Source organism: Erwinia persicina (genome assembly GCF_019844095.1).
Classification (GTDB): domain Bacteria; phylum Pseudomonadota; class Gammaproteobacteria; order Enterobacterales; family Enterobacteriaceae; genus Erwinia; species Erwinia persicina.
In genome coordinates this window covers 542,471-565,214 of sequence record NZ_CP082141.1, presented here as the reverse complement: position 1 = coordinate 565,214, position 22,744 = coordinate 542,471, and the positions used below count along the sequence as shown (strand labels likewise).

Here is a 22,744-nt window from a genome sequence, read left to right as displayed (position 1 = left end):
GAAAGCAGTTTTAGGTCACGATACCTCCTCAGAGAGGTATGTCTTTGTGCGTTACGGCTCAACGCTGAGTCAGATGAATGCCGTTCGCCAAAACTTCCAGCTAAGGACCTTTGACAACTATGTTTTTCGCAACTCAGTAACAACGTCGCGACACCTAAGTATTAGCCATGCATACCGGATATCATCTACCTCCATAGGTACTGTTGACAAATTGTATCCAATGAAGTTAATTAGGTCTAAGCGATTTAAAAGCCATATGTGCGATTAAATTTCAGTCATTATCTATTTATTCATTAATTCATATGTTAATAGAAAAATAAAAGGAGCTGTTATGGACGGGAAAAATTACACATCCGAATACTTACTCATTTTCTCAGAAGAAAGACGATTAATGCAAAGTGAAGATGACTTAATTAGAGGCCTTCAATTAAACAATAAACTTAAAATATCAGAAAACAACAATGTCAACATTATTTCATTTGATAACATTGACTTTAATTTGAATGTAAAAAAAATAAAATCTAAAAATGAAAACTACCGAAGCTATTTTATAGAAATTAGCAGCACCACACCCATTTCAAATGAAGAAGAAAAACTCACAACCAGAGATCTAAACAGAGAAATCATTGCTACAATTAGAGAGCTACAGCATTCACAACTAAACACATTAAGAGATGATTTAGCTACGGAGTTTTCTATTGAGGGGTATAAGCATATTCATGAAATAGAAAACAAAATGAGAAAGTTAATTACAATATTTATGTCAACCAAAGTCGGATTGGAATGGATAAAATCCAATATCCCTCAAGAAGTAATCGATTCAATAAAAAACAAGGAGTTAAAAACAGAGGCTCAATCAATAAATACGTTTTTATCGGAAACAGATTTCATTCAATTATCTAAGTTCCTTTTCGACAAATACAGCACGATAAAAACAGCAGATGTTCATCGTATTCTTAATAGCACAAAAAAAACCGTTGACGTAGATAAACTAATGGATTTCGTACCTAAGAGTAACTGGCAAAGATATTTTTTCCCTGAAGTTTACCCCGAAAACACAGAACCAAAAGAAAGAAATAAAAAAGAAGAACAGTTAATTGACGATTGGGAATCACTATATGAGCTAAGAAATAAAGTGGCGCACAATCGATTCATCACTTATGAAGAACTGAAAAAAATAATTAGCAAAAAAAATAGCATTGACATTGTGATTAGCGAAGCATTAAATGCCATTGAAAACATTGAAATAACTAAAAAGCAAGAAGGCGAAATTAAAACAGAGTTAAAGACAACCATACACGAAAAAACTGGGGATACTGTTGATATAAGCGAAAGTGAGGATATGGATAAAAAACCTGAAGACCAAAAACTATCAAGTGATAGTGAACAAACAATTAAAAAGCTAACCAGGTATATTTACATGAACATTCATGATTCATATAAAAAGGAGCTTAGAAAACACAGGAGCAAACTAAATAAATCCTTCGAGAATTACAAGGCATCAACAGATAATCCTTTTTTCCATAACATGCTAGAGTTAGAACTATCAAGAGCCAAGGAATATTTAAAAACCATAGCAACAGTAATATAAGAAATCAAAAAAAGAGGGGAAGCCCCCTCTTAAAAAAGAGCATCGACATAGAGAGGGGGATTTAAACTTGCAAAATAATATTACGGAGTACTTTTCCCAAATTCATATGATGAAATAGAATTAATTCTATTTTCATCAAGATAATCAGCCCACCATTGAACCATTAACCTACGTTCATCCAGATGTTCAGATGTATGAGTATAAGCAGCTCGCACATTGTTGCGTTCAGTATGACTCAACTGCCGCTCTATCGCATCGTCACTCCACAATCCAGACTCCCCCAGTGCCCCACGTGCCATTGTCCTGAAACCATGCCCGCAAACCTCTGTCTTAGTGTCATAGCCCATAGCGCGCAGAGCGTTATTAACTGTGTTTTCACTCATGACTTTCTTGGGGTCGTGATCACCTGGAAACAAGCGTTCATTATCACCGCTCAACTGCTTTAGGCGCTCCAGCACGGTTAGTGCCTGCCGACTAAGAGGAACGATGTGTTCCTCTTTCATCTTCATTCCGCGATGGGAATAACGCACGCCTTTTATCTCTTCTCGCTTCGCCGGGATGCGCCAGAGAGATTTTTCGAAATCGAATTCATCCCAGCGGGCAAAACGTAATTCACTGGAACGGACAAACGTCAGGAGTGAAAGCTCAACCGCGATACGTGTTATCAATCGGCCCCGGTATGCAGCGAGGCGCTCCAGAAACTCGGGGAAACGGCTAAAGGGCAATGCAGGATAATGCCGGGCTTTTGTCGTAGCAAGCGCACCAGCCATATCAATCGCCGGATTCGTATCGATGTAATCATTCTGCACTGCATAACGCATAATCGCCGTGACACGCTGCTGAAGACGTTGAGCAACGTCATGCCTGCCACTGGCATCGACTGTTTTAATTGGTGCCAGTAGCTGACTGGTTTTCAACTTCCTGATATCTGCCGAACCAATATGAGGGAAAATATAAAGCTCAAGGTAACGCAGTATCCTGGCACGATGATCATCACCCCAGCGCTTATTGCTCGCATGCCATTCACGGGCAATAGTTTCAAAGGTGTATGCCCCTGCTGATTCGGCTTGCGCTTCTTTATTTTCTGCTTTGGGGTCTATCCCCTGCCCTAACTGCTTTTTAGCTTCTTCACGCTTAACGCGTGCCTCAGCAAGCGTGACTGTCGGCCAAACACCAAACGCCAGACGGTCTTCTTTTTTGTCAGCGGGACGCCGGTACTTCATGCGCCAGTACTTAGATCCTTTGGTGGACACCTCAAGATACAAACCGCCGCCGTCGGCCATTTTATAGTTTTTTTCTTTGGGTTTTGCGGTTTCGACCTGGCGGACGTTGAGCTTCATTTGGGGGCACATTTTCTATCGAAGTGAGGATGCCCCCAATTATGCCCCCAGCGATGCCCGGATTGCAACGGATGTGCCCGGACGAATTTGGAGCAAAAAAAAAGCCTTTCGGCTTTTTTTCAGTAACTTACGGACTGTTACGGACGTTATCGAACATACTAATGGTGCCGAAGGCCGGAATCGAACCGGCACATCTTTCGATGGTTGATTTTGAATCAACTGCGTCTACCGATTTCGCCACTTCGGCACTGAAGGGTATGCGGAAAACGTTGTGGATTATACCGTTACCCTCTGCATACGCAACCCCCTTGCGCATGTGGTGTGTCTGAATGCTGAAAAAACACCCGCGTGGCGTGTCGGGTGCCCGCAAAGAGTGTCGCTCCTGCGGGTCGTGCTGGCGCCATGCCGGGGTGCGAGGGGTGCTTAACCTGTTCCCCGTTCGGCAAATTTTCTGCCTGGGCAGATAATTCTCAATCCTTGCACCATAATGGCTATGTGACGCCGCGTGGGGGAACTCCCCCGCTATCTGGCAGTCGGAACGTACAGATCCGTCGCGCTGCCGGGCAGGCGGCGTGCGTCACGTCACACTGAATGGGTATATCAATGAAAGCAGCAATGAAATGGGTTCTGGCTTGTTCTGTTACCACCGCGCTGTTCAGCGCCACAGCAGGTGCGGCCAGCTGGCAGGATCAGCTTAACTCTGCCGCCAGCGCGCTGGGTCAGAACGGCAGCAGCACCACCAATACCTCCGGCGCTAACGCCGCGCCAGCCGGGAACTCGCTGGGTGCACTTACCGGCCTGCTGAACGGCGGCAGCCAGTCCCTCAGCGCCGGTACCATGACCAATGCGGCGGGCGTGCTGCAGTACTGCGTGCAGAACAATATTGTCGATAATAATGTCTCTTCAGTGAAGGAGCAGCTGCTCGGCAAGCTGGGGCTGCAAGATACGCAGAAACAGCAGGAAACCACCGATTATAAGCAGGGCCTGATGGGTCTGCTGAATACCGGCAACAATCAGCAGGTGAACCTGAAAGCGCTGGGTGATACCCCGATGGGCAAAAAGGTGAAAACCAAAGCCTGCGACCTGGTGCTGAAGCAGGGTAAACAGTTTATCTCGTAACGTCTCTCTAAAGGCGGTCAGGCTGTCCCCTTACCGCCTTCTTCCCCTGGCCACCGCTGTGTGGCCTTTTTTTATTGCCGCCCCCCGTTCTTCATTCTTTCTGCACAGTGTTTGCTTATGGTGAGGTTCTGCCGCTCCGGCTTGCCTACGGGAAAATACGATGAAACTCCGGGTACTCACCGCGTTAACCGCTATCCTGCTGACCGGCGTCTCTGCCAGCACCCAGGCGGACAGCTGCCGTAAAAATATCTTCGATGGCTACGACTGCACCTATGATAACGGCACCACGTCCACCAGCCGCGCCAACATCTTTAACGGGCAGGATGTGACCTACAGCGACGGGCGCACCTCGTCCAGCCGGGCCAATATTTTTGGCGGCCAGGACACGCGCAACAGTGATGGTTCAACCTCGACCAGTCGTGAAAACATCTTTAAGGGCCAGGACACAAGCTACAGCGACGGGCGTTCGTCAAGCAGCCGGGAGAACATCTTCAAAGGCCAGGATACGCACTACAGTGACGGCACGACCTCAACCAGCCGTGCCAATATTTTTGAGGGTCAGGACACCCAACACTAAGCGTCGGGCGGCCTGTTTATGGATGCTGACCGGAACTCAACGGTAGACCAGCCCACCGTCAATCAGCGGTGCCTGGCCCGTCATATAGTCGGCGTCCGGTCCGGCAAGGAAGGAGACGAACGCCGCCACGTCATCCGGGGTCTCGGCGCGCCCCAGGGCAATGCCGGAGACGTACTTCTCATAGGTTGCGCCCGGCGCTGCGCCCGTCTCTTCCGCCATGCGTTTATCAATCTCCAGCCACATATCGGTACCCACCACGCCGGGGCAGTAAGCATTCACCGTGATGCCGAACGCGGCCAGCTCTTTTGCTGCCGCCTGGGTCAGCGCACGCACGCTGAATTTGGTGGCGGAATAGATCCCCAGCAGCGCAAAGCCTTCGTGCCCGGCAATCGACGAGGCATTGATAATTTTGCCCTTCTGCTGACGCGCCTTAAATTTACTGGCCGCCGCCTGAATGCCCCACAGCACGCCCTGCACGTTGATCTGGAAAATTTTTTCCACTTCCTCGCGGGTGACCGACAGCAGGTTTTTGGTCTGGCTGATACCGGCGTTGTTGACCATCACGTCAAAACCGCCAAGCTGCTTTTCTGCCTGCTCAACGGCAGCAAATACCTGCTCACGCTGGCTGACATCAGCGTTGATAAATATGGCGCGGCGGCCAAGGGCGATAATCTCTTCCGCTACCTGCCGGATTTTATCGTCATTAACATCCACCAGCGCAATATCGGCACCATCGCGCGCCAGTCTTAATGCAATACCGCGTCCAATTCCCTGGCCCGCCCCGGTGACCAGCGCCACTTTTCCATGAATCGACATCGTGTTACCTCGCTGAAATGAGAAATCCGCTTTCAGCATGCGTCCGTTTTTTGCAGGAAAACTGACTCTTTCGTGCCTTTCAATGTATTACTATTGATTGCAATGACTTCAGGCATGATTGTCGCTGATCCGCGTGCACAGGCTGCCTGCTATGCTTACTAACCTATTTTCCCGCTTCACAACCAAAGGGATACTGGATGATGACCGAGCCGCTGCTGATCGCTCAGACCACTGAACACCAACTGCACCTGCTGCCCGCCATGGCCAACCGTCACGGGCTGATCACCGGGGCCACCGGCACCGGCAAGACCGTTACGCTGCAAAAGCTGGCGGAAAGCTTCTCCAATATCGGCGTACCGGTGTTTATGGCCGATGTGAAGGGCGATCTGACCGGGATCGCCAAAGCCGGGGCGGAATCAGAGAAGTTACTCGCGCGGCTGGCGAAAATTGGCGTGACGGACTGGTCACCGCAGGGCAATCCGGTGGCGCTGTGGGATATCTTCGGCGAACGCGGCCACCCGGTGCGCGCCACGGTGTCCGACCTCGGGCCCCTGCTGCTGGCCCGCCTGCTGAATCTGAACGACGTACAGAGCGGCGTGTTGCAGATTATCTTCCGCGTAGCGGACGACCAGGGCCTGCTGCTGCTCGACTTTAAGGATCTGCGCGCCGCCACGCAGTATATCGGCGAGAATGCCAAAGCGTTCCAGACCCAGTACGGCAACATCAACAGCGCCTCGGTGGGTGCCATCCAGCGCGGGCTGCTGTCGCTGGAACAGCAGGGAGCGGAGTACTTCTTCGGTGAGCCGATGCTGGATATCCAGGACTGGATGCGCACCGATGAAAACGGCAAAGGGGTGATCAATATCCTGGCCTCGGAGAAGCTGTACCAGATGCCGAAGCTGTACGCCACCAGCCTGCTGTGGCTGCTGTCCGAACTGTACGAGCAGCTGCCGGAGGCGGGCGACCTGGATAAGCCTAAGCTGGTGTTCTTCTTTGATGAGGCGCATCTGCTGTTTGACGATGCCCCGGCGGTGCTGCTGGATAAGATCGAGCAGGTGATCCGCCTGATCCGCTCCAAAGGTGTCGGCGTGTGGTTTGTCTCACAGAACCCGTCGGACGTACCGGATGCGGTGCTGGGCCAGCTAGGCAACCGCGTGCAGCACGCCCTGCGCGCCTTTACCCCGAAAGACCAGAAGGCCGTCAAAGTGGCGGCGCAGACCATGCGTGCCAATCCGGCGTTCGACACGGTGGCGGCCATTCAGGAGCTGGGCACCGGCGAAGCGCTGATCTCCTTCCTCGATGCTAAAGGCAGCCCGTCAGTGGTACAGCGTGCGATGGTGATTGCGCCCGGCTCACGTATGGGCCCGGTGACTGACGATGAGCGTAACGGCCTGATCAACCACTCCGCGCTTTCCGGTAAGTATGAAGAAACCATTGACCGCGAATCCGCTTACGAACGGCTGCAAAAAGGCATGCAGGAAGCCACCGACAACAGCAGCGCGCCACCGGCCAGAGGCGAAAGCGTGGCGGTGGATAACGGCATTCTTGGCGGGCTGAAGGATATTCTGTTCGGCACCACCGGGCCACGCGGCGGTAAGCACGACGGCGTGGTGCAGAGCGTGGCCAAAAGCGCCGCACGGCAGATCACCAATCAAATCATTCGCGGCGTGTTAGGCAGCATTATGGGCGGAAGGAAAAGATAGGACGTTTATGGATAAGGAACGTGAGTTAATCCGGGCGAAGCGCCTGCCGTTACTGTTACTGGCGGCGGCGGCACTGCTGTTTGTCGCCACTATTCTCTGGCCGCTGTACTGGCCACCTAACCCGTGGATCGCCGGACTGAAGGCGGTGGCGGAAGCCTCCATGGTCGGGGCGCTGGCCGACTGGTTTGCCGTCAGCGCGCTGTTCCGTCGCGTCCCCATTCCGCTGGCGGGGCGTCATACGGCGATTATCCCGCGCAACAAGGACCGCATCGCCGACAACCTGGCCCTGTTCGTGCAGGACAAGTTCCTCAATACGGACTCCCTGCTGGCGCTGATCCGCCGCCATAATCCGGCGCAGATTATCGCCAACTGGCTCAGTCACCCTGATAATGCCGCCCGCCTCAGCGGGATGGTGCTGAAAACGGTGCGTGGCTTCCTCGACCTGGCCGACGACCAGCGCATTCAGGGGTTTATGCGCCGTGCCATTCACAAGGCCATCGATAAGGTCGATCTCAGCCAGTCGACGGCGATGATCCTGGAAAGCCTGACTAAAAATAACCGTCATCAGCAGCTGCTGGACGACGCGCTGGCGCAGATCCTGCAGCTGGTGAATAAACCCACCACTCACGAGTTTATCGCCCATCAGGTGGTGAGCTGGCTGAAGCGCGAGCATCCGATGAAAGAGAAGATGCTGCCCAGCGAGTGGCTGGGGGAAAAGAGCGCCGACCTGGCGGCCAGCGCGGTGCAGTCGATCCTCACCGAGATAGAGCATGATGGATCCCACCAGCTGCGCCAGGGCTTTAACCGCGCCGTGCAGCGGCTGATCGCCCGTCTGCGTACTGACCCGGAGATGGCGGTGAAAGCGGAGGAGATCAAGGCGTACCTTAAGCAGGACGAGGCGCTGAACCGTTATATCGGCCAGCTGTGGCACGACCTCAGAACCTGGCTGAAGGAGGATCTGGAACGCCCCGACTCGGTGCTGCACGCCCGGGTCAGCGCCGCCGGGCAGTGGTTTGGCGAAACCCTGATGCAGGACGAACCGCTGCGCAACTCACTCAATCAGCATATGGAAGAGGCCGCCAGCAGTGTTGCTCCGGAGTTCTCGGCGTTTCTCAGCCGTCATATCAGCGATACGGTAAAAAGCTGGGATGCGAAAGATATGTCGCATCAGGTGGAGCTGAATATCGGCAAGGATTTACAGCGCATCCGTATTAACGGCACGCTGGTCGGTGGGGTGATTGGGTTGATTCTGTATCTGCTGTCGCTGGTGCCGCAACTGTTGTAGAGGGAGCCCTGACGGCCAGAGCCAGAGGAACGCTACGGGCGGACCGAAACAAAAGGCCCGCCCGTGCGATAAAGCGTCGTGTCCTGATTACCGCCGCTTCAGCAGCATAAACACGCTGATGGCAAAGAACGCCGCACTCGGCAGCAGCGCACCCAGAACCGGTGGAATGTTATACACCAGGCTCAGCGGACCGAAGATCTGATCCAGCACGTAGAACAGGAAGCCGAAGCTGATGCCGGTTACCACGCGCATCCCCATCGACACGCTGCGCAGCGGGCCAAAGATAAACGACAGCGCCATCAGCATCATTACCGCCACCGACAGCGGCTGGAAGATCTTGCTCCACATGTTCAGCTCATAGCGGCCGGAAACCTGCCCGCTCTGCTTCAGGTACTTCGCGTAGTTATACAGCCCGGTAATCGACAGCGCCGTCGGATCCAGCGCCACCACGCCCAGTTTGTCCGGCGTCAGGGTGGTGTTCCATTCGCCAGTCAGCGTCTGGCTGCCTTTAATCTGCTGCGGATCTGTCAGGTCAGACTGATCCACCTGCGCCAGTTCCCACAGTTTTTTATCCGCGTTGTACTCCGCAGAGGCCGCATAGCGTACCGTCTGCAGCCGGCGCTCTTTGTTAAAGCTGTAAATACTGATGCCCGCCAGCTGGTTGTCGCCGCGAATGCGCTCAATAAAGATAAAGTTATCGCCGTCTTTCGCCCACAGCCCGCTCTGCGTGGAGAGCAGTGAACCGCCCACCAGCTGCTGCGCACGGTAGTTACGCGCCATCTGCTCCCCCTGGGGAGCAACGAACTCGCCAATCGCCATGGTCAGCAGCACCAGCGGAATGGCGGTTTTCATCACCGAGGCGGCAATCTGCATACGCGTAAAGCCGGAAGCCTGCATGACCACCAGCTCACTGCGCTGGGCCAGCATCCCCAGGCCCAGCAGCGCCCCGAGCAGGGCCGCCATCGGGAAGAAGATCTCAATATCTTTCGGCACGCTGAGCACGGTATACAAACCGGCACCCAGCACGGTGTACTCGCCCTGCCCGGTTTTACGCAGCTGGTCGACAAACTTGATGATGCCGGAGAGCGACACCAGCATAAACAGCGTCGCCATAATGGTGTTAAAAATCGTTTTACCGATATATCTGTCAAGAACGCCAAACATCAGACCGATCCTCCGCGAGTGAAGCGCGCGCGCAGCCGGCGCATTGGCACCGTATCCCACGCATTCAGCAGTACGGCCAGGGCCAGATAGGCGAGGTTAACGCCCCACATCCACACAGCCGGGTCGAGTCGGCCTTTGTTGCCGCTGGAGCGCAGCGAACTCTGCAACAGGAAAAATATCAGGTAGAGCAGCATCGCCGGCAGCATCGACAGCACGCGGCCCTGACGCGGGTTAACCACACTGAGCGGCACCACCATCAGCGCCATAATCAGCACCGAGAAGATCAGCGTCAGTCGCCAGTGCAGCTCGCTGCGGAAATCAGGTTTATCCGACGACCACAGCTCGCCGAAGCTCATCTGTTCAGAGTCGTTCGGATCCAGCGTCGCTTCCTGATGACCCACAATCGCCTGATAGTTTTTGAAATCGGTAATGCGGAAGTCACGCAGCAGCGCGGTACCTTCGAAGCGCGTGCCGTTGTCCAGAGTTACCACCTGTGAACCGTCGCGACGCTGCTCCATATTGCCGTGGTCAGCCACGACCACGGACGGGCGGGCATTGCCTTTCGGCTGCAGCTGCGCGAGGAAAACGTTGCCGAAGGTGTTGCCCTTCACGTTTTCAATAAACAGCACAGATTTACCGTCGCCGGACTGCTGGAACTGACCGGCTGCCAGCGCAGCCGCCCCCGGGTTCGCCTTGGCGTTCTGCATCACTTCGCTTTGATAACGCGATGACCAGGGCCCCAGCAGGCCGACGTTGACCGCCGCCACCAGCGCGGTGAACAGCATCAGGATCATCGCCGCCTTCACCAGCACGCTTTTGCCCAGACCGCAGGCATGCATGACGGTGATCTCACTCTCGGTGTATAACCGGCCAAGCGTCATCAGAATGGCTAAAAAGAGGCTTAACGGCAGGATCAGCTGCGCCATCTCGGACACGCCAAGACCCAGTAATGTCAGGACTAAATTTGTTGGAATTTCGCCATCCACCGCGGCTCCCAGTATCCTGACTAACTTCTGGCAAAAGAAGATCAGCAGCAGGATGAACAGGATAGCCAGCTGGCTTTTGAGCATTTCCCGAACCAGATATCTAATAATGATCACGCTGAATACGCCTGTGAAAACTTGTCTTTTTGCAGGAAAATCGCTAGTTTCATCGCTTATACGCCATTTATTCTCATCAATGGCCCTGGTCATCGTTATACTCGTCAGACTTCAAGTATAAATTTTATGACAACAATCGCGTTCTGGTGATGAAAAAAATAACAATCTTCACCAAAACCCAATCTGACAACGACGTAATGCGCCAGCGCTATACGTTACGGAAGCGGTACATTCTAGCCGCAGCAAGCGCCGTTGTCTTTAAGATTCAGGAGAGTGCATGGAGTTCAGTGTAAAAAGCGGTAGCCCGGAAAAACAACGCAGTGCCTGTATCGTGGTGGGCGTGTTTGAACCGCGCCGGTTGTCACCGATTGCTGAACAGCTGGATAAAATCAGCGATGGATACATCAGCGCCCTGCTGCGCCGTGGTGAACTGGAAGGAAAAGTCGGCCAGACCCTGCTGCTGCATCATGTGCCGAACATTCTCTCTGAGCGTATCCTGCTGATAGGCTGTGGCAAGGAACGTGAGCTGGATGAGCGTCAGTACAAGCAGGTTATTCAGAAGACCATTAACACGCTTAATGATACCGGATCGATGGAAGCCGTGTGCTTCCTGACCGAGCTGCACGTTAAAGGCCGCAACACTTACTGGAAAGTACGCCAGGCGGTGGAAACGTCGAAAGAGACGCTGTACAGCTTCGACCAGTTGAAAAGCAACAAAGTCGAACCGCGCCGTCCGCTGCGTAAACTGGTGTTTAATGTGCCGACGCGCCGTGAGCTGACCAGCGGTGAACGCGCCATTCAGCACGGGCTGGCGGTTGCCGCCGGTGTGAAGGCGGCGAAAGACCTCGGCAATATGCCGCCGAACATCTGTAATGCTGCGTACCTGGCCTCCCAGGCGCGTCAGCTGGCGGATACCTGGGCGAATATCACCACCCGCGTCATCGGCGAACAGCAGATGAAAGAGCTGGGAATGAACGCCTATCTCGCCGTCGGGGCCGGTTCGCAGAATGAATCGCTGATGTCGGTGATTGAGTACAAAGGTAATCCGGATAAAGAAGCCCGTCCTATTGTGCTGGTCGGCAAAGGCGTGACCTTTGATACCGGCGGCATCTCGCTCAAGCCGGGCGAAGCGATGGACGAAATGAAGTACGATATGTGCGGCGCCGCCTCGGTGTATGGCGTGATGCGCATGGTCGCGGAACTGGGTCTGCCGCTGAACGTGGTGGGCATCCTGGCCGGCTGTGAAAACATGCCGGGCGGCCGCGCTTACCGTCCGGGCGACGTGCTGACCACCATGTCCGGCCAGACCGTTGAGGTGCTCAACACTGATGCAGAAGGTCGCCTGGTGCTGTGCGATGCCCTGACCTACGTTGAGCGCTTCGATCCGGATGTGGTGATCGACGTGGCCACGCTGACCGGAGCCTGCGTGATTGCGCTGGGCCACCATATCAGCGGCCTGCTGTCAAACCACAATCCGCTGGCGCATGAGCTGATTGGCGCTTCCGAGCAGGCGGGCGATCGCGCCTGGCGTCTGCCGATGGCCGATGAGTACCAGGAGCAGCTGGACTCCAATTTTGCCGATATGGCAAACATTGGTGGTCGTCCCGGTGGGGCCATCACTGCCGCCTGCTTCCTGGCGCGCTTTACGCGTAAGTACAACTGGGCCCACCTCGATGTGGCAGGCACTGCCTGGCGCTCAGGTAAAGCGAAAGGAGCAACCGGTCGTCCCGTTGCCCTGCTGTCGCAGTTCCTGCTCAACCGTGCGGGCCTGAACGGCGACGATTAAACCGGCGGGCGGCCGCAGGTCGCCCCCAGGTTCCTCAGGGGCGGATCACCGATCCGCCCCTGCCGTTTATTTTAATCAGGCCAGAATGCATGAAAAACGCCACTTTCTATCTGCTGGAAACCGACACCCCGGTTGACGGGCTGAGCGCGCTGGAAGCGCTGGTCTGCGATCTGGCCGAGGCCCGCTGGCGTGACGGAAAACGCGTGCTGATAGCCTGTGAAGACGAAGCGCAGGCTATCCGGCTGGATGAAGCGCTGTGGCAACGACCGGCGAACGCCTTCGTGCCGCATAACCTCGCCGGTGAGGGCCCGAAATACGGTGCGCCGGTTGAACTGGCCTGGCCTCAGCGCCGCGGCAACGCGCCGCGCGACCTGCTGATCAGCCTGCTGCCGCAGTTTGCAGATTTTGCCACCGCTTTCTATGAAGTGGTAGACTTCGTCCCCTATGAACCATCTTTGAAACAGCTGGCGCGCGACCGCTATAAAGCCTATCGCAGCGTTGGATTCCACTTGAATACGGCAACGCCACCTTTGCCTAAGACATAGCAGACATGGAAAAGACATATAACCCGCAAGATATCGAGCAGCCGCTTTACGAGCACTGGGAACAACAGGGCTACTTTAAACCCCATGGCGACACAAGCCAGGAAAGCTTCTGCATCATGATCCCGCCGCCGAACGTCACCGGTAGCTTGCACATGGGTCACGCCTTCCAGCAGACCATCATGGACACCATGATCCGCTACCAGCGTATGCAGGGGAAAAATACCCTGTGGCAGGCGGGTACAGACCATGCAGGCATCGCCACGCAGATGGTGGTCGAGCGCAAAATCGCCGCCGAAGAGGGTAAAACCCGTAAAGATTACGGCCGTGATGCCTTTATCGAAAAAATCTGGCAGTGGAAAGCAGAATCCGGCGGCACCATTACCCGCCAGATGCGCCGTCTGGGTAACTCCGTGGACTGGGAGCGCGAGCGCTTCACCATGGATGAAGGCCTGTCTAACGCGGTGAAAGAGGTGTTCGTTCGCCTGCACAAAGAGAACCTGATTTACCGTGGCAAACGCCTGGTGAACTGGGATCCGAAACTGCGTACCGCCATTTCTGACCTGGAAGTGGAAAACCGCGAGTCGAAAGGCTCCATGTGGCATATCCGCTATCCGCTGGCCGACGGCGTGAAAACCGCCGACGGGAAAGCGTATCTGGTGGTCGCCACCACCCGTCCGGAAACCGTGCTCGGGGATACCGGCGTGGCGGTGAACCCGGAAGATCCGCGTTACAAAGATCTGATTGGCAAGTTCCTCGTGCTGCCGCTGGTCGGTCGCCGTATTCCGATTGTCGGTGACGAACATGCCGACATGGAGAAAGGCACCGGCTGCGTGAAAATCACCCCGGCGCACGATTTCAACGACTACGAAGTGGGCCGTCGCCACAAGCTGCCGATGATCAACATTCTGACTTTCGACGGTGATATCCGCGAAACCGCACAGGTTTACGATACCAACGGCGAAGAGTCTGACGCCTGTGACCCGACCATCCCGGCTGAATTCCAGAAGCTTGAGCGCTTTGCCGCGCGTAAAGCCATTGTCGCTGCGATTGATGCCCTCGGCCTGCTGGATGAGATCAAACCTCACGACCTGACCGTGCCGTACGGCGATCGCGGTGGCGTGGTGATCGAACCGATGCTGACCGACCAGTGGTACGTGCGTACCGCCCCGCTGGCGAAAGTGGCAGTGGAAGCGGTGGAACAGGGTGAGATCCAGTTCGTGCCGAAGCAGTATGAAAACATGTACTTCTCCTGGATGCGTGATATTCAGGACTGGTGCATCTCCCGCCAGCTGTGGTGGGGTCATCGTATTCCGGCCTGGTATGATGCCGAAGGCAACGTCTACGTGGCGCGTAACGAAGCCGAAGCTCGTGCGGAAAACAACATCGCGGCCGACGTGGTGCTGACCCAGGACGAAGACGTGCTGGATACCTGGTTCTCTTCCGGGCTGTGGACCTTCTCCACCCTTGGCTGGCCAGAGAATACCGAGGCGCTGCGCACCTTCCACCCGACCAGCGTGCTGGTCAGCGGCTTCGACATCATCTTCTTCTGGATTGCCCGCATGATCATGCTGACCATGCACTTCATCAAAGACGAAGACGGCAAGCCGCAGGTTCCGTTTAAAACCGTTTATATGACCGGCCTGATCCGCGACGATGAAGGGCAGAAAATGTCCAAGTCGAAGGGTAACGTCATCGATCCACTGGATATGGTTGACGGGATCTCGCTGGAAGATCTGCTGGAAAAACGTACCGGTAACATGATGCAGCCGCAGCTGGCGGAGAAAATCCGCAAGCGCACCGAGAAGCAGTTCCCGAACGGGATTGAACCCCACGGCACCGATGCCCTGCGTTTCACCCTGGCGGCGCTGGCCTCTACCGGCCGCGACATCAACTGGGATATGAAGCGCCTGGAAGGGTACCGCAATTTCTGTAATAAGCTGTGGAACGCCAGTCGCTTTGTGCTGATGAACACCGCTGAGCACGACTGCGGCTTCAACGGTGGCGAGCTGGAACTGTCGCTGGCGGACCGCTGGATCCTCGCGGAATTCAACGAAACGGTGAAAGCCTACCGGGCTGCGCTGGACAGCTACCGCTTCGATATCGCCGCGAACATCCTGTATGAGTTCACCTGGAACCAGTTCTGCGACTGGTATCTGGAGCTGGCCAAGCCGGTGATGAACGGCGGTTCCGAAGCCCAGCTGCGCGGCACGCGTAATACGCTGGTGACGGTACTGGAAGCGTTGCTGCGCCTGGCGCACCCGATTATTCCGTTTATTACCGAAACCATCTGGCAGCAGGTGAAAGCGCTGAAAAACATCAGCGACGACACCATCATGCTGCAGCCGATGCCAGAGTTCAGCGAAAGCCGCGTCGATGCGGCGGCGATGACCGATACCGAATGGATGAAGCAGGCTATCGTCGCGGTGCGTAATATCCGCAACGAGATGAATATCTCTCCGGCTAAACCGCTGGACGTGGTGCTGCGCGGGGCCAGCGCCGATGTGGTTCGTCGTGTGAACGACAACCATAACTTCCTGAAAACCCTGGCGCGGCTGGAAACGCTGGAACTGCTGCCCGCGGGTGAGAAAGGCCCGGTATCCGTCACCAAACTGGTAGACGGTGCCGAGCTGCTGATCCCGATGGCTGACCTGGTGGATAAAGCTGCCGAGCTGGAGCGTCTGGCGAAGGAAGTACTGAAGCTGGACGTGGAGATGGAAAAAATCACCACCAAGCTGGGCAACGAAGGCTTTGTGGCGCGCGCACCGGAAGCCGTCGTGGCTAAAGAGCGTGAGCGTCTGGCTGACTTTGAACAGGCGAAGATCAAGCTGATTGAGCAGCAGGCGGTGATCGCCGCGCTGTAAGGGTAACGGGATGGGCTTGCCCATCCCTGCAGCACCGTTCCCCGCAGGGGCCAGGCATGCCTGGCCCCTTTTTTATGGCATTATTCTGCCGCCTGAACGGCTTTGATCCTGGCCGGCATATCCGGGTGGGTACTCATCCATTCCGGCAGGTCGCTGTTCCCGCCCTGCTTTTTCGCTGACTGCTCAAGCTGACCGTAAATCTCTGCCATCGCCGCCAGCGACCGTCCCTGAGCTTTCATCTGCGCAATGGCGAAGTCATCCGCCTCACGCTCCATGCTGCGGGAATACTGCATCTGGTCGATAAAGGCCGCCGACTGCAGCAGCGTATCCCCGATGCCGCTGACGTCCCCGGTCAGCCAGAGGTAACTCAGCGATACCAGCGACGAGCGCACCAGCATCCGCATCACGTGACGATGCTGGTGGTGGCCCATCTCGTGCAGCATCACCGCCGCGATCGCGTCATCACTTCGGGCCATGCGCACCAGGTCGTCACTGACGATCAGCGTACCGTCCGCCAGCATAAAGGCATTCGCCCCGCCGTCGAAATGCATGATCTTCAGCCGCAGCGGCGTCGGGTCCTCTTTCATCTCCGCAGGAACCGTGTCGCGGAACAGCCGGTTGATGCGCTGCTGCTGTGCAGGCGTCAGCCGTCCGGCGGTGAACCCGGTGTTCTGCAGCAGGGTAAAGGTTTGCTGGCCAATCTGCCGCTCAACGTAGGAAGGAATATGCTGCGCCAGTACCTGACTGGTCACCGGCAGGATCACCCAGATCCAGCAGGCAATCGCCACCAGCGTGCCCAGCAGGGTCAGCAGCACGCCGCGGCGATGCTGCTCCAGCCGGTGCACGAGGCCCGGACGATGACGCTGCTGCCACCACTGGCGAAACGCCCTGTCATCCTCCGGCACAAAGCGACCGCCGTCCGGGAAGGTCAGGGTCAGCGGGATGGTGCCCAGCGCATCAGACACCGCCACATCCTTCATCATCACCAGCTGCCGGTGGCTGCCCTGCTCCAGCGTCAGATGCTGTTCCGACAATGTGAGACGGGCAGCCTCGCGAGCTGCCCGTCCGGGGTACTGATAATAACCGTTCAGCTGCAAGTCAGATGCCAACGTTCAGATCGAAAGCGGCAGCCACTTCCTCAGCCACGGCCGTACCGGCACTATCGTTATGCGCCTGCACGTCCAGCAGAGAAATATCCCCTTCCAGCGCCGTACTGTTGGCCATATAGCGTGCCAGACGGACTTCGGCAATCGGCGTGCCCAGACCCAGTGTGAAAATCACAATCAGGGTATTGGTCAGCGTCAGACCAAGGAACGAACCGGTAGACATAGTTGACTTAAGGCGGAGTTTTTCACCAAGTTTAGTCTGACCAAACACGTAATTACGCTGGGCAACCACTAAATAAGCAGAGGAAACTAAAGCACCAAACAGTAATACCAGGAAGGTCAGGAAGATATTTAACATATTCCCCGCCATCAATGAGTTCAGCATCTCAGGATCGGTCATGCCCATGGCAATGGAATAAAAGATCGAAACAAATAATGTCCCAATCAACATTCCCGCGACAATCAGGAAAGGCAACATAATCAGGAAGCTGATCAGCACCATTTTGATGAAGGCTTTTTTACTCAGTTCAGCTTTAAAAGGCAGCGAACCGTAGGACATGTTGTTGATATAGAGATCGTGGTTCAGTGCAGCCACGATGCCCTGCACCGCTGCCAGACCGGCCAGGAACGCCACAAAACCCACAATGCCGAGGATCAACGAGACGCTCATACTGCCGGTGTTGATAGCCACCATACCAATCAACGCCATGACCGCATAGAGAGCGACAATCAGCAGCACCGGACACAGATACATTGTCCAGTAAGCACGACCCACGCGGCACAGGTAGTTAAACCGCACGCCACGGAAGCTGCTCATCAGCGCGTTATAGCGCCAGCTGCGGATGATAATCCACGGGATCAGAGCACAGAACGCCAGCAGGAAAACCAGAGAAATAGCCGGCATTGCGGAGGAGAGGATAAAGAACAGCACCATCCCCACAAAGACGATAATACGGCCTTTGAGAATATCGACAGGACGGGCATGATAATCAAAACGGTCACCCGCAATTTCAGTGTTACCAAAGAAATAGCGACGGCGACGGACGGTTGCCCAGGCAGAATAAATACCTAACGTAACCAGGGTCAGCAGTACATTGACCAGCCAGATAGAAAAATATTCACCAGAACGCCCGTGGAACAGCACCGCATGGCGTTGCTGATTCGAGGTATTGTTTTCCATTTTTTTTTCTTCCTGAAAATAGAAATAGTCTTCTGCATTGCAGAAAATAAAAAGCGTAATAAATAGCTGGGCTATTTAAGCATGGCGCCAGAAACCCGACAATAAATAATTATCATTTAGAAAGATGATAAGACCAGTGCGGGTCCGCGTGTCGCCATTGCATCTGTTCGCCGGCAGTGTTATTACACTACCTGCAACCGACCGACCATGAGCGAAATGTATGACAACCGCATTACAGACCTCCCTGCGCGTGCGCCCGATCGTTCCCGCTGACAATCCGCATATCGCTGCGGTGATCCGCGTGGTATCGGCAGAATTCGGCCTGACGGCAGACAAAGGCTATACCGTCTCTGACCCGAACCTTGACCATCTCTACGAGGTCTACAGCGCAGAGCGCTGTGCGTTCTGGGTGGTCGAAGTGGAAGGGAAAGTGGTGGGCGGCGGCGGTATCGCTCCGCTGGCGTGCAGTGAAGCCGACGTCTGTGAACTGCAGAAAATGTATTTTATGCCGTCGGTGCGCGGTCTGGGCCTGGCGCGCCGCCTGGCCATTCAGGCGATGGACTTCGCCCGCGAGCAGGGATTTAAACGCTGCTATCTGGAAACTACCGCTTCGCTGACGCGCGCTATCCGTCTGTATGAGCACCTGGGCTTCGTGCATATCAACGGGCCAATGGGGTCAACCGGCCACGTAGACTGCGAAGTCACCATGCTGAAGACGCTGTAATCACCGCAGGCTGAAAGGCCGGGGTGACTTTTCCGGCCCCTTTTCTGGGGCCAGCCGTCAGGCTAAAACCGGCACGCCGCTGTGGAACCGCAGCTGGCTGTCCGGTTCATTAATCAGCCGCGCCTCCGTTTCTCCGATTTTACGCACCCGCGCGCTGATATCGGTCGGTGAAATCCTTGCCGCCAGCGCCAGATAATCCTGATAGTGACGCGCTTCAGAGCGCAGCAGCGAAACATAAAACGCCGCCAGTTCGTCGTCCAGATACGGTGCCAGGCTGGCAAAGCGCTCGCAGGATCGCGCCTCGATATAGGCGCCGCAGATCAGCTTATCCACCAGCGTTTGCGGTTCGTAGGTCGCAATCTCACGCAGCAGCCCTTTTGCATAACGGCTGGCGGTAATACGCATATAGGGAATACCGCGCGCCTGCATAATCTCCAGCACCTGGTAAAAGTGGTGCAGCTCCTCTTTAATCAGCAGCACCATCTTATCCACCAGCTCATCGCCATACGGCACTTCTTCACGGCTGATAATGGTTTTCGACAGGCCTTTATGCTGCTCAAGAAATGCCAGATCGGCCCGATCGTTATGGACAAAGTTTTCCCAGGGCTTGAGCCAGGCCAGTAAGGCATCGCCGCTGGCTTTATCCGCGACATATTTACGGATCAGCCACATGGCGGTCTGCGCGGCTTTCAGTTCGCACACCAGATGGTCGGTCAGGAGGAGAGGCAGATGCTGCGGCTGACGGGCTTCGTCAATCCAGGCCTGTGGCGTACGGCAGTGAAGGAATTCCAGGACAGGGGCAAGCAGGTGTTCGGTGTTCATCAGTCAGACCAGAGGTAAGGGGATCGTGGCCGGGTTTCCCCGGCCAGTGCGCGATTAGTGACGGATGCCGTTATCTTCGCCGTCGATGGCTTCGCCATCTTCACCGTCTTCGTCGTCTTCATCCTGCGCGTCCGGATCTTCGAAGTAGGTACCCCAGCCGTCGTAGTCGACGTTGAATTTGGCGGCCACGTCGATCAGTTGCTCAACCTGCGCGTCGATCAGCTCGGCGTTCAGGGCGCCTTCACTGAGGATATCGCAGCACATCACTTTGGTGCCGTCTTCCAGATCCAGCTCTTCCGGCTCGGTCACTTCATAGCCCAGCTTGAAGGCTTCCACGGCCGCTTTTTCCAGCGCATCGAAGCTGTCACAGGAAAAATGATGCTCGATGGTGTACAGCGCGTCCGGATCGCTGCCATCATCCAGCAGTTCTTCAATAATCAGCCGCGTTTCTTCACGCTGCTCTTCCAGTAATGCTTCGTTAGCCATGATTTCTTCCTCATTAGGGCGTTATTTCGCGTATTTTCCCACAGTGCCCTCTGCGCCACTACCTTTAAAAGCAAGTTTCTGCGCTGCGGGGTTGAAAGTGAATATTAATACGGTTAAATTGAATTTTAATTCATTCTATAACCACGATTATTCGAGTTGCATGACGGCAGCAAACGCGTGAATCACGATGAACTTACTCCGGTAAGCGATGCGGATGAACGAGAGCCGCTAACGCACAGGCAGCTTGAAATATGACGGTATCCGTTACCTGGAGTGCTTTATGAGTCAGTTATATCAACGTCACTTCCTCAGGCTGCTCGATTTCACCCCTGCTGAAATCAACGGCTTGCTGGCGCTGGCGTCCACGTTGAAGACCGATAAGAAAAATGGCGAAGAGACTCCGCACCTGAAAGGGAAGAATATTGCGCTCATCTTCGAAAAAGACTCGACCCGTACCCGATGCTCTTTCGAAGTTGCCGCTTACGATCAGGGAGCAAACGTCACCTATCTGGGCCCGAGCGGCAGCCAGATCGGCCATAAAGAGTCGATGAAGGATACCGCCCGCGTGCTGGGCCGCATGTATCACGCCATTCAGTATCGCGGTCACGGCCAGGCGCTGGTTGAGTCGCTGGCCGAACATGCTGGTGTGCCGGTGTGGAACGGGCTGACCAATGAGTTTCACCCGACCCAGCTGCTGGCTGACCTGCTCACCATGCAGGAGCACCTGCCGGAAAAAGCCTTCAGCCAGATGACGCTGGCCTACGTGGGCGATACCCATAACAATATGGGGAATACCCTGCTGGAGGCCGCCGCGCTGACCGGTCTGGATCTGCGTCTGGTCGCGCCGAAAAGCTGCTGGCCGGATGCCGCGCTGGTGGCCGAATGCCGCCAGGTGGCTGAAAAAACCGGGGCGACGATCACCCTGACCGAAGACATTGCGCAGGGCGTGAAAGGCGCGAACTTTATCTATACCGACGTCTGGGTGTCGATGGGTGAACCGAAAGAAGTCTGGCAGGAACGTATCGCGTTGCTGCGCCCTTACCAGGTCAATATGGCCATGCTGCAGGCCACCGGCAACCCGCAGGTGAAGTTCCTGCACTGCCTGCCCGCCTTCCACGACGACCAGACCACGCTGGGCCAGCAAATGGCGCAGCAGTACGATCTGCACGGCGGGATGGAAGTGACCGATGAGGTGTTTGAATCGCCGCACAGCGTAGTGTTTGATCAGGCAGAAAACCGCCTGCACACCATTAAAGCCGTGATGGTGGCCACGCTGGCGCAGCAGGGATAAATCAGGCCGGGCAAACGATTACGTCGCTGCGTTTTTCACTTGCCGCCGCCGGGTGAATGCGTATAATGCACCCCGTTTGCCGGGAGGATGCATGAAACTGAGCCGCATTAATCAAGCCGTACTGACGCGCCGTACTACAGGCGGGCAGCACCGTTTTTCCTTCCGTGGCATGACCGATCGTTAAGAAAGCCCCTCAATGAGGGGCTTTTTTTTGCCCGCATTTCAATGCTGAAACGTTGCTCTGTCGCCGTCCTGAGGCCGCCCCACCGCGCTGCACCGGGATTGATGACCAGCACAAGGAGTGGAAATGGCTAACCCCCTGTATCAAAAACACATCATCTCAATTAATGATCTCAACCGCGACGAGCTGGAACTGGTGTTGCGTACCGCAGCCAGCCTGAAAGCTAACCCGCAGCCCGAGCTGCTGAAGCATAACGTGATTGCCAGCTGCTTCTTTGAAGCGTCCACCCGTACCCGCCTCTCTTTTGAAACGGCGATGCACCGTCTGGGCGCGTCGGTGGTCGGCTTTGCCGATGGCGGTAACACGTCGCTGGGCAAGAAAGGCGAAACCCTGGCCGATACCATCTCGGTGATCGGCACCTATGTGGACGCGATTGTGATGCGTCATCCGCAGGAGGGCGCTGCCCGCCTGGCCACCGAGTTTTCCAACGGCGTACCGGTGCTGAACGCGGGCGACGGCGCTAACCAGCACCCGACCCAGACGCTGCTTGATCTGTTTACCCTGCAGGAAACCCAGGGCCGCCTGAATAACCTCAGCGTGGCGATGGTCGGTGATCTGAAATATGGCCGTACCGTCCATTCACTGACTCAGGCGCTGGCGAAGTTTGAAGGCAACCGCTTCTACTTTATCGCCCCCGATGCGCTGGCGATGCCGGCCTACATTACCGACATGCTCGACGAAAAAGGCATTGTCTGGACGCGCCACGACAGCATTGAAGAAGTGGTGCCGCAGGTGGACATTCTGTATATGACCCGCGTGCAGAAAGAGCGCCTAGACCCGTCGGAATACGCCAACGTCAAAGCCCAGTTTATTCTGCGCGCTGCCGACCTCGCGGGCGCACGTGAGAACATGAAAGTGCTGCATCCGCTGCCGCGCATTGACGAAATCGACACTGACGTTGACCGCACGCCGCACGCCTGGTATTTCCAGCAGGCAGGTAACGGCATCTACGCACGCCAGGCGCTTCTGGCGCTGGTACTGAACAGCGAACCGGTTCTGTAAGGGGA

19 protein-coding genes and 1 tRNA gene are annotated in these 22,744 nt (G+C 55.4%); 11 read left to right on the top strand and 9 right to left on the bottom strand.

What is annotated here, in order from left to right; genetic code table 11:
• Positions 1-331 precede the first annotated feature (331 nt).
• On the top strand, positions 332-1,591 hold the full coding sequence (locus tag K6L24_RS02620) for a HEPN domain-containing protein (RefSeq protein ID WP_222681907.1): 1,260 nt from the start codon (positions 332-334) through the stop codon (positions 1,589-1,591).
• A gap of 80 nt (positions 1,592-1,671) precedes the next feature.
• On the opposite strand, the gene K6L24_RS02615 is transcribed toward K6L24_RS02620, so the two are convergent.
• Both K6L24_RS02615 and K6L24_RS02610 read right to left on the bottom strand, forming a co-directional pair.
• Positions 1,672-2,931 (bottom strand): tyrosine-type recombinase/integrase, encoded by a 1,260-nt coding sequence (locus tag K6L24_RS02615; protein WP_222681906.1) that lies wholly within the window; start codon positions 2,929-2,931, stop codon positions 1,672-1,674.
• Positions 2,932-3,093: 162 nt separating this feature from the next.
• Positions 3,094-3,178, bottom strand: a tRNA-Leu gene (locus K6L24_RS02610).
• Positions 3,179-3,534: 356 nt separating this feature from the next.
• On the opposite strand from K6L24_RS02610, the gene K6L24_RS02605 reads away from it, so the two are divergent.
• Both K6L24_RS02605 and K6L24_RS02600 read left to right on the top strand, forming a co-directional pair.
• Positions 3,535-4,050: a YjjA family protein gene (locus tag K6L24_RS02605; protein ID WP_062744419.1), complete on the top strand. Its 516-nt coding sequence runs from the start codon at positions 3,535-3,537 to the stop codon at positions 4,048-4,050.
• A 160-nt stretch (positions 4,051-4,210) separates the two neighbouring features.
• A complete protein-coding gene (locus K6L24_RS02600) occupies positions 4,211-4,627 on the top strand; it encodes a hypothetical protein (RefSeq protein WP_222681905.1) in 417 nt (138 codons plus the stop codon).
• Positions 4,628-4,663: 36 nt separating this feature from the next.
• On the opposite strand, the gene K6L24_RS02595 is transcribed toward K6L24_RS02600, so the two are convergent.
• Positions 4,664-5,443, bottom strand: coding sequence for an acetoin reductase (locus tag K6L24_RS02595; protein ID WP_118665926.1), 780 nt, complete (start codon positions 5,441-5,443; stop codon positions 4,664-4,666).
• 200 nt (positions 5,444-5,643) lie between these two features.
• Here K6L24_RS02595 and K6L24_RS02590 point away from each other — a divergent pair, with 200 nt between their 5' ends.
• Positions 5,644-7,146, top strand: coding sequence for a helicase HerA-like C-terminal domain-containing protein (locus tag K6L24_RS02590; protein ID WP_118665924.1), 1,503 nt, complete (start codon positions 5,644-5,646; stop codon positions 7,144-7,146).
• A 7-nt stretch (positions 7,147-7,153) separates the two neighbouring features.
• Positions 7,154-8,431: a DUF445 domain-containing protein gene (locus tag K6L24_RS02585; protein WP_062744421.1), complete on the top strand. Its 1,278-nt coding sequence runs from the start codon at positions 7,154-7,156 to the stop codon at positions 8,429-8,431.
• An 87-nt stretch (positions 8,432-8,518) separates the two neighbouring features.
• Here K6L24_RS02585 and lptG read toward each other — a convergent pair whose 3' ends face one another.
• Both lptG and lptF read right to left on the bottom strand, forming a co-directional pair.
• A complete protein-coding gene (gene lptG / locus K6L24_RS02580) occupies positions 8,519-9,595 on the bottom strand; it encodes an LPS export ABC transporter permease LptG (RefSeq protein ID WP_062744422.1) in 1,077 nt (358 codons plus the stop codon).
• Positions 9,595-10,695 (bottom strand): LPS export ABC transporter permease LptF, encoded by a 1,101-nt coding sequence (gene lptF, locus K6L24_RS02575; RefSeq protein ID WP_062744534.1) that lies wholly within the window; start codon positions 10,693-10,695, stop codon positions 9,595-9,597. Before lptF ends, lptG begins: the two co-directional genes overlap by 1 nt.
• A gap of 277 nt (positions 10,696-10,972) precedes the next feature.
• On the opposite strand from lptF, the gene pepA reads away from it, so the two are divergent.
• From pepA to K6L24_RS02560, 3 genes are all read left to right on the top strand, one after another.
• The gene (gene pepA, locus K6L24_RS02570; protein ID WP_062744423.1) at positions 10,973-12,481 is read left to right on the top strand and encodes a leucyl aminopeptidase; all 1,509 of its coding nucleotides are present in this window, start codon (positions 10,973-10,975) and stop codon (positions 12,479-12,481) included.
• Positions 12,482-12,570: 89 nt separating this feature from the next.
• Complete coding sequence (locus K6L24_RS02565) at positions 12,571-13,026, top strand: DNA polymerase III subunit chi (RefSeq protein ID WP_062744424.1); 456 nt, start codon at positions 12,571-12,573, stop codon at positions 13,024-13,026.
• Between the two features lie 5 nt (positions 13,027-13,031).
• Positions 13,032-15,887 (top strand): valine--tRNA ligase, encoded by a 2,856-nt coding sequence (locus K6L24_RS02560; protein ID WP_222681904.1) that lies wholly within the window; start codon positions 13,032-13,034, stop codon positions 15,885-15,887.
• Between the two features lie 80 nt (positions 15,888-15,967).
• Here the strand turns inward: K6L24_RS02560 and K6L24_RS02555 are convergent, their stop codons facing one another.
• Positions 15,968-16,984 (bottom strand): M48 family metallopeptidase, encoded by a 1,017-nt coding sequence (locus K6L24_RS02555; protein ID WP_137269560.1) that lies wholly within the window; start codon positions 16,982-16,984, stop codon positions 15,968-15,970.
• Between the two features lies 1 nt (position 16,985).
• Positions 16,986-18,173, bottom strand: coding sequence for a YjgN family protein (locus K6L24_RS02550; protein ID WP_062744426.1), 1,188 nt, complete (start codon positions 18,171-18,173; stop codon positions 16,986-16,988).
• 220 nt (positions 18,174-18,393) lie between these two features.
• On the opposite strand from K6L24_RS02550, the gene K6L24_RS02545 reads away from it, so the two are divergent.
• The gene (locus tag K6L24_RS02545; RefSeq protein WP_062744427.1) at positions 18,394-18,897 is read left to right on the top strand and encodes a GNAT family N-acetyltransferase; all 504 of its coding nucleotides are present in this window, start codon (positions 18,394-18,396) and stop codon (positions 18,895-18,897) included.
• Positions 18,898-18,954: 57 nt separating this feature from the next.
• Here K6L24_RS02545 and miaE read toward each other — a convergent pair whose 3' ends face one another.
• Complete coding sequence (miaE, locus tag K6L24_RS02540; protein ID WP_062744428.1) at positions 18,955-19,719, bottom strand: tRNA isopentenyl-2-thiomethyl-A-37 hydroxylase MiaE; 765 nt, start codon at positions 19,717-19,719, stop codon at positions 18,955-18,957.
• A 54-nt stretch (positions 19,720-19,773) separates the two neighbouring features.
• On the bottom strand, positions 19,774-20,205 hold the full coding sequence (rraB, locus tag K6L24_RS02535; protein WP_062744429.1) for a ribonuclease E inhibitor RraB: 432 nt from the start codon (positions 20,203-20,205) through the stop codon (positions 19,774-19,776).
• 280 nt (positions 20,206-20,485) lie between these two features.
• Here rraB and argF point away from each other — a divergent pair, with 280 nt between their 5' ends.
• Together argF and pyrB are read left to right on the top strand one after the other, a co-directional pair.
• A complete protein-coding gene (argF, locus tag K6L24_RS02530; RefSeq protein ID WP_222681903.1) occupies positions 20,486-21,496 on the top strand; it encodes an ornithine carbamoyltransferase in 1,011 nt (336 codons plus the stop codon).
• A gap of 307 nt (positions 21,497-21,803) precedes the next feature.
• Positions 21,804-22,739 (top strand): aspartate carbamoyltransferase, encoded by a 936-nt coding sequence (gene pyrB / locus K6L24_RS02525; protein WP_062744431.1) that lies wholly within the window; start codon positions 21,804-21,806, stop codon positions 22,737-22,739.
• Positions 22,740-22,744 lie beyond the last annotated feature (5 nt).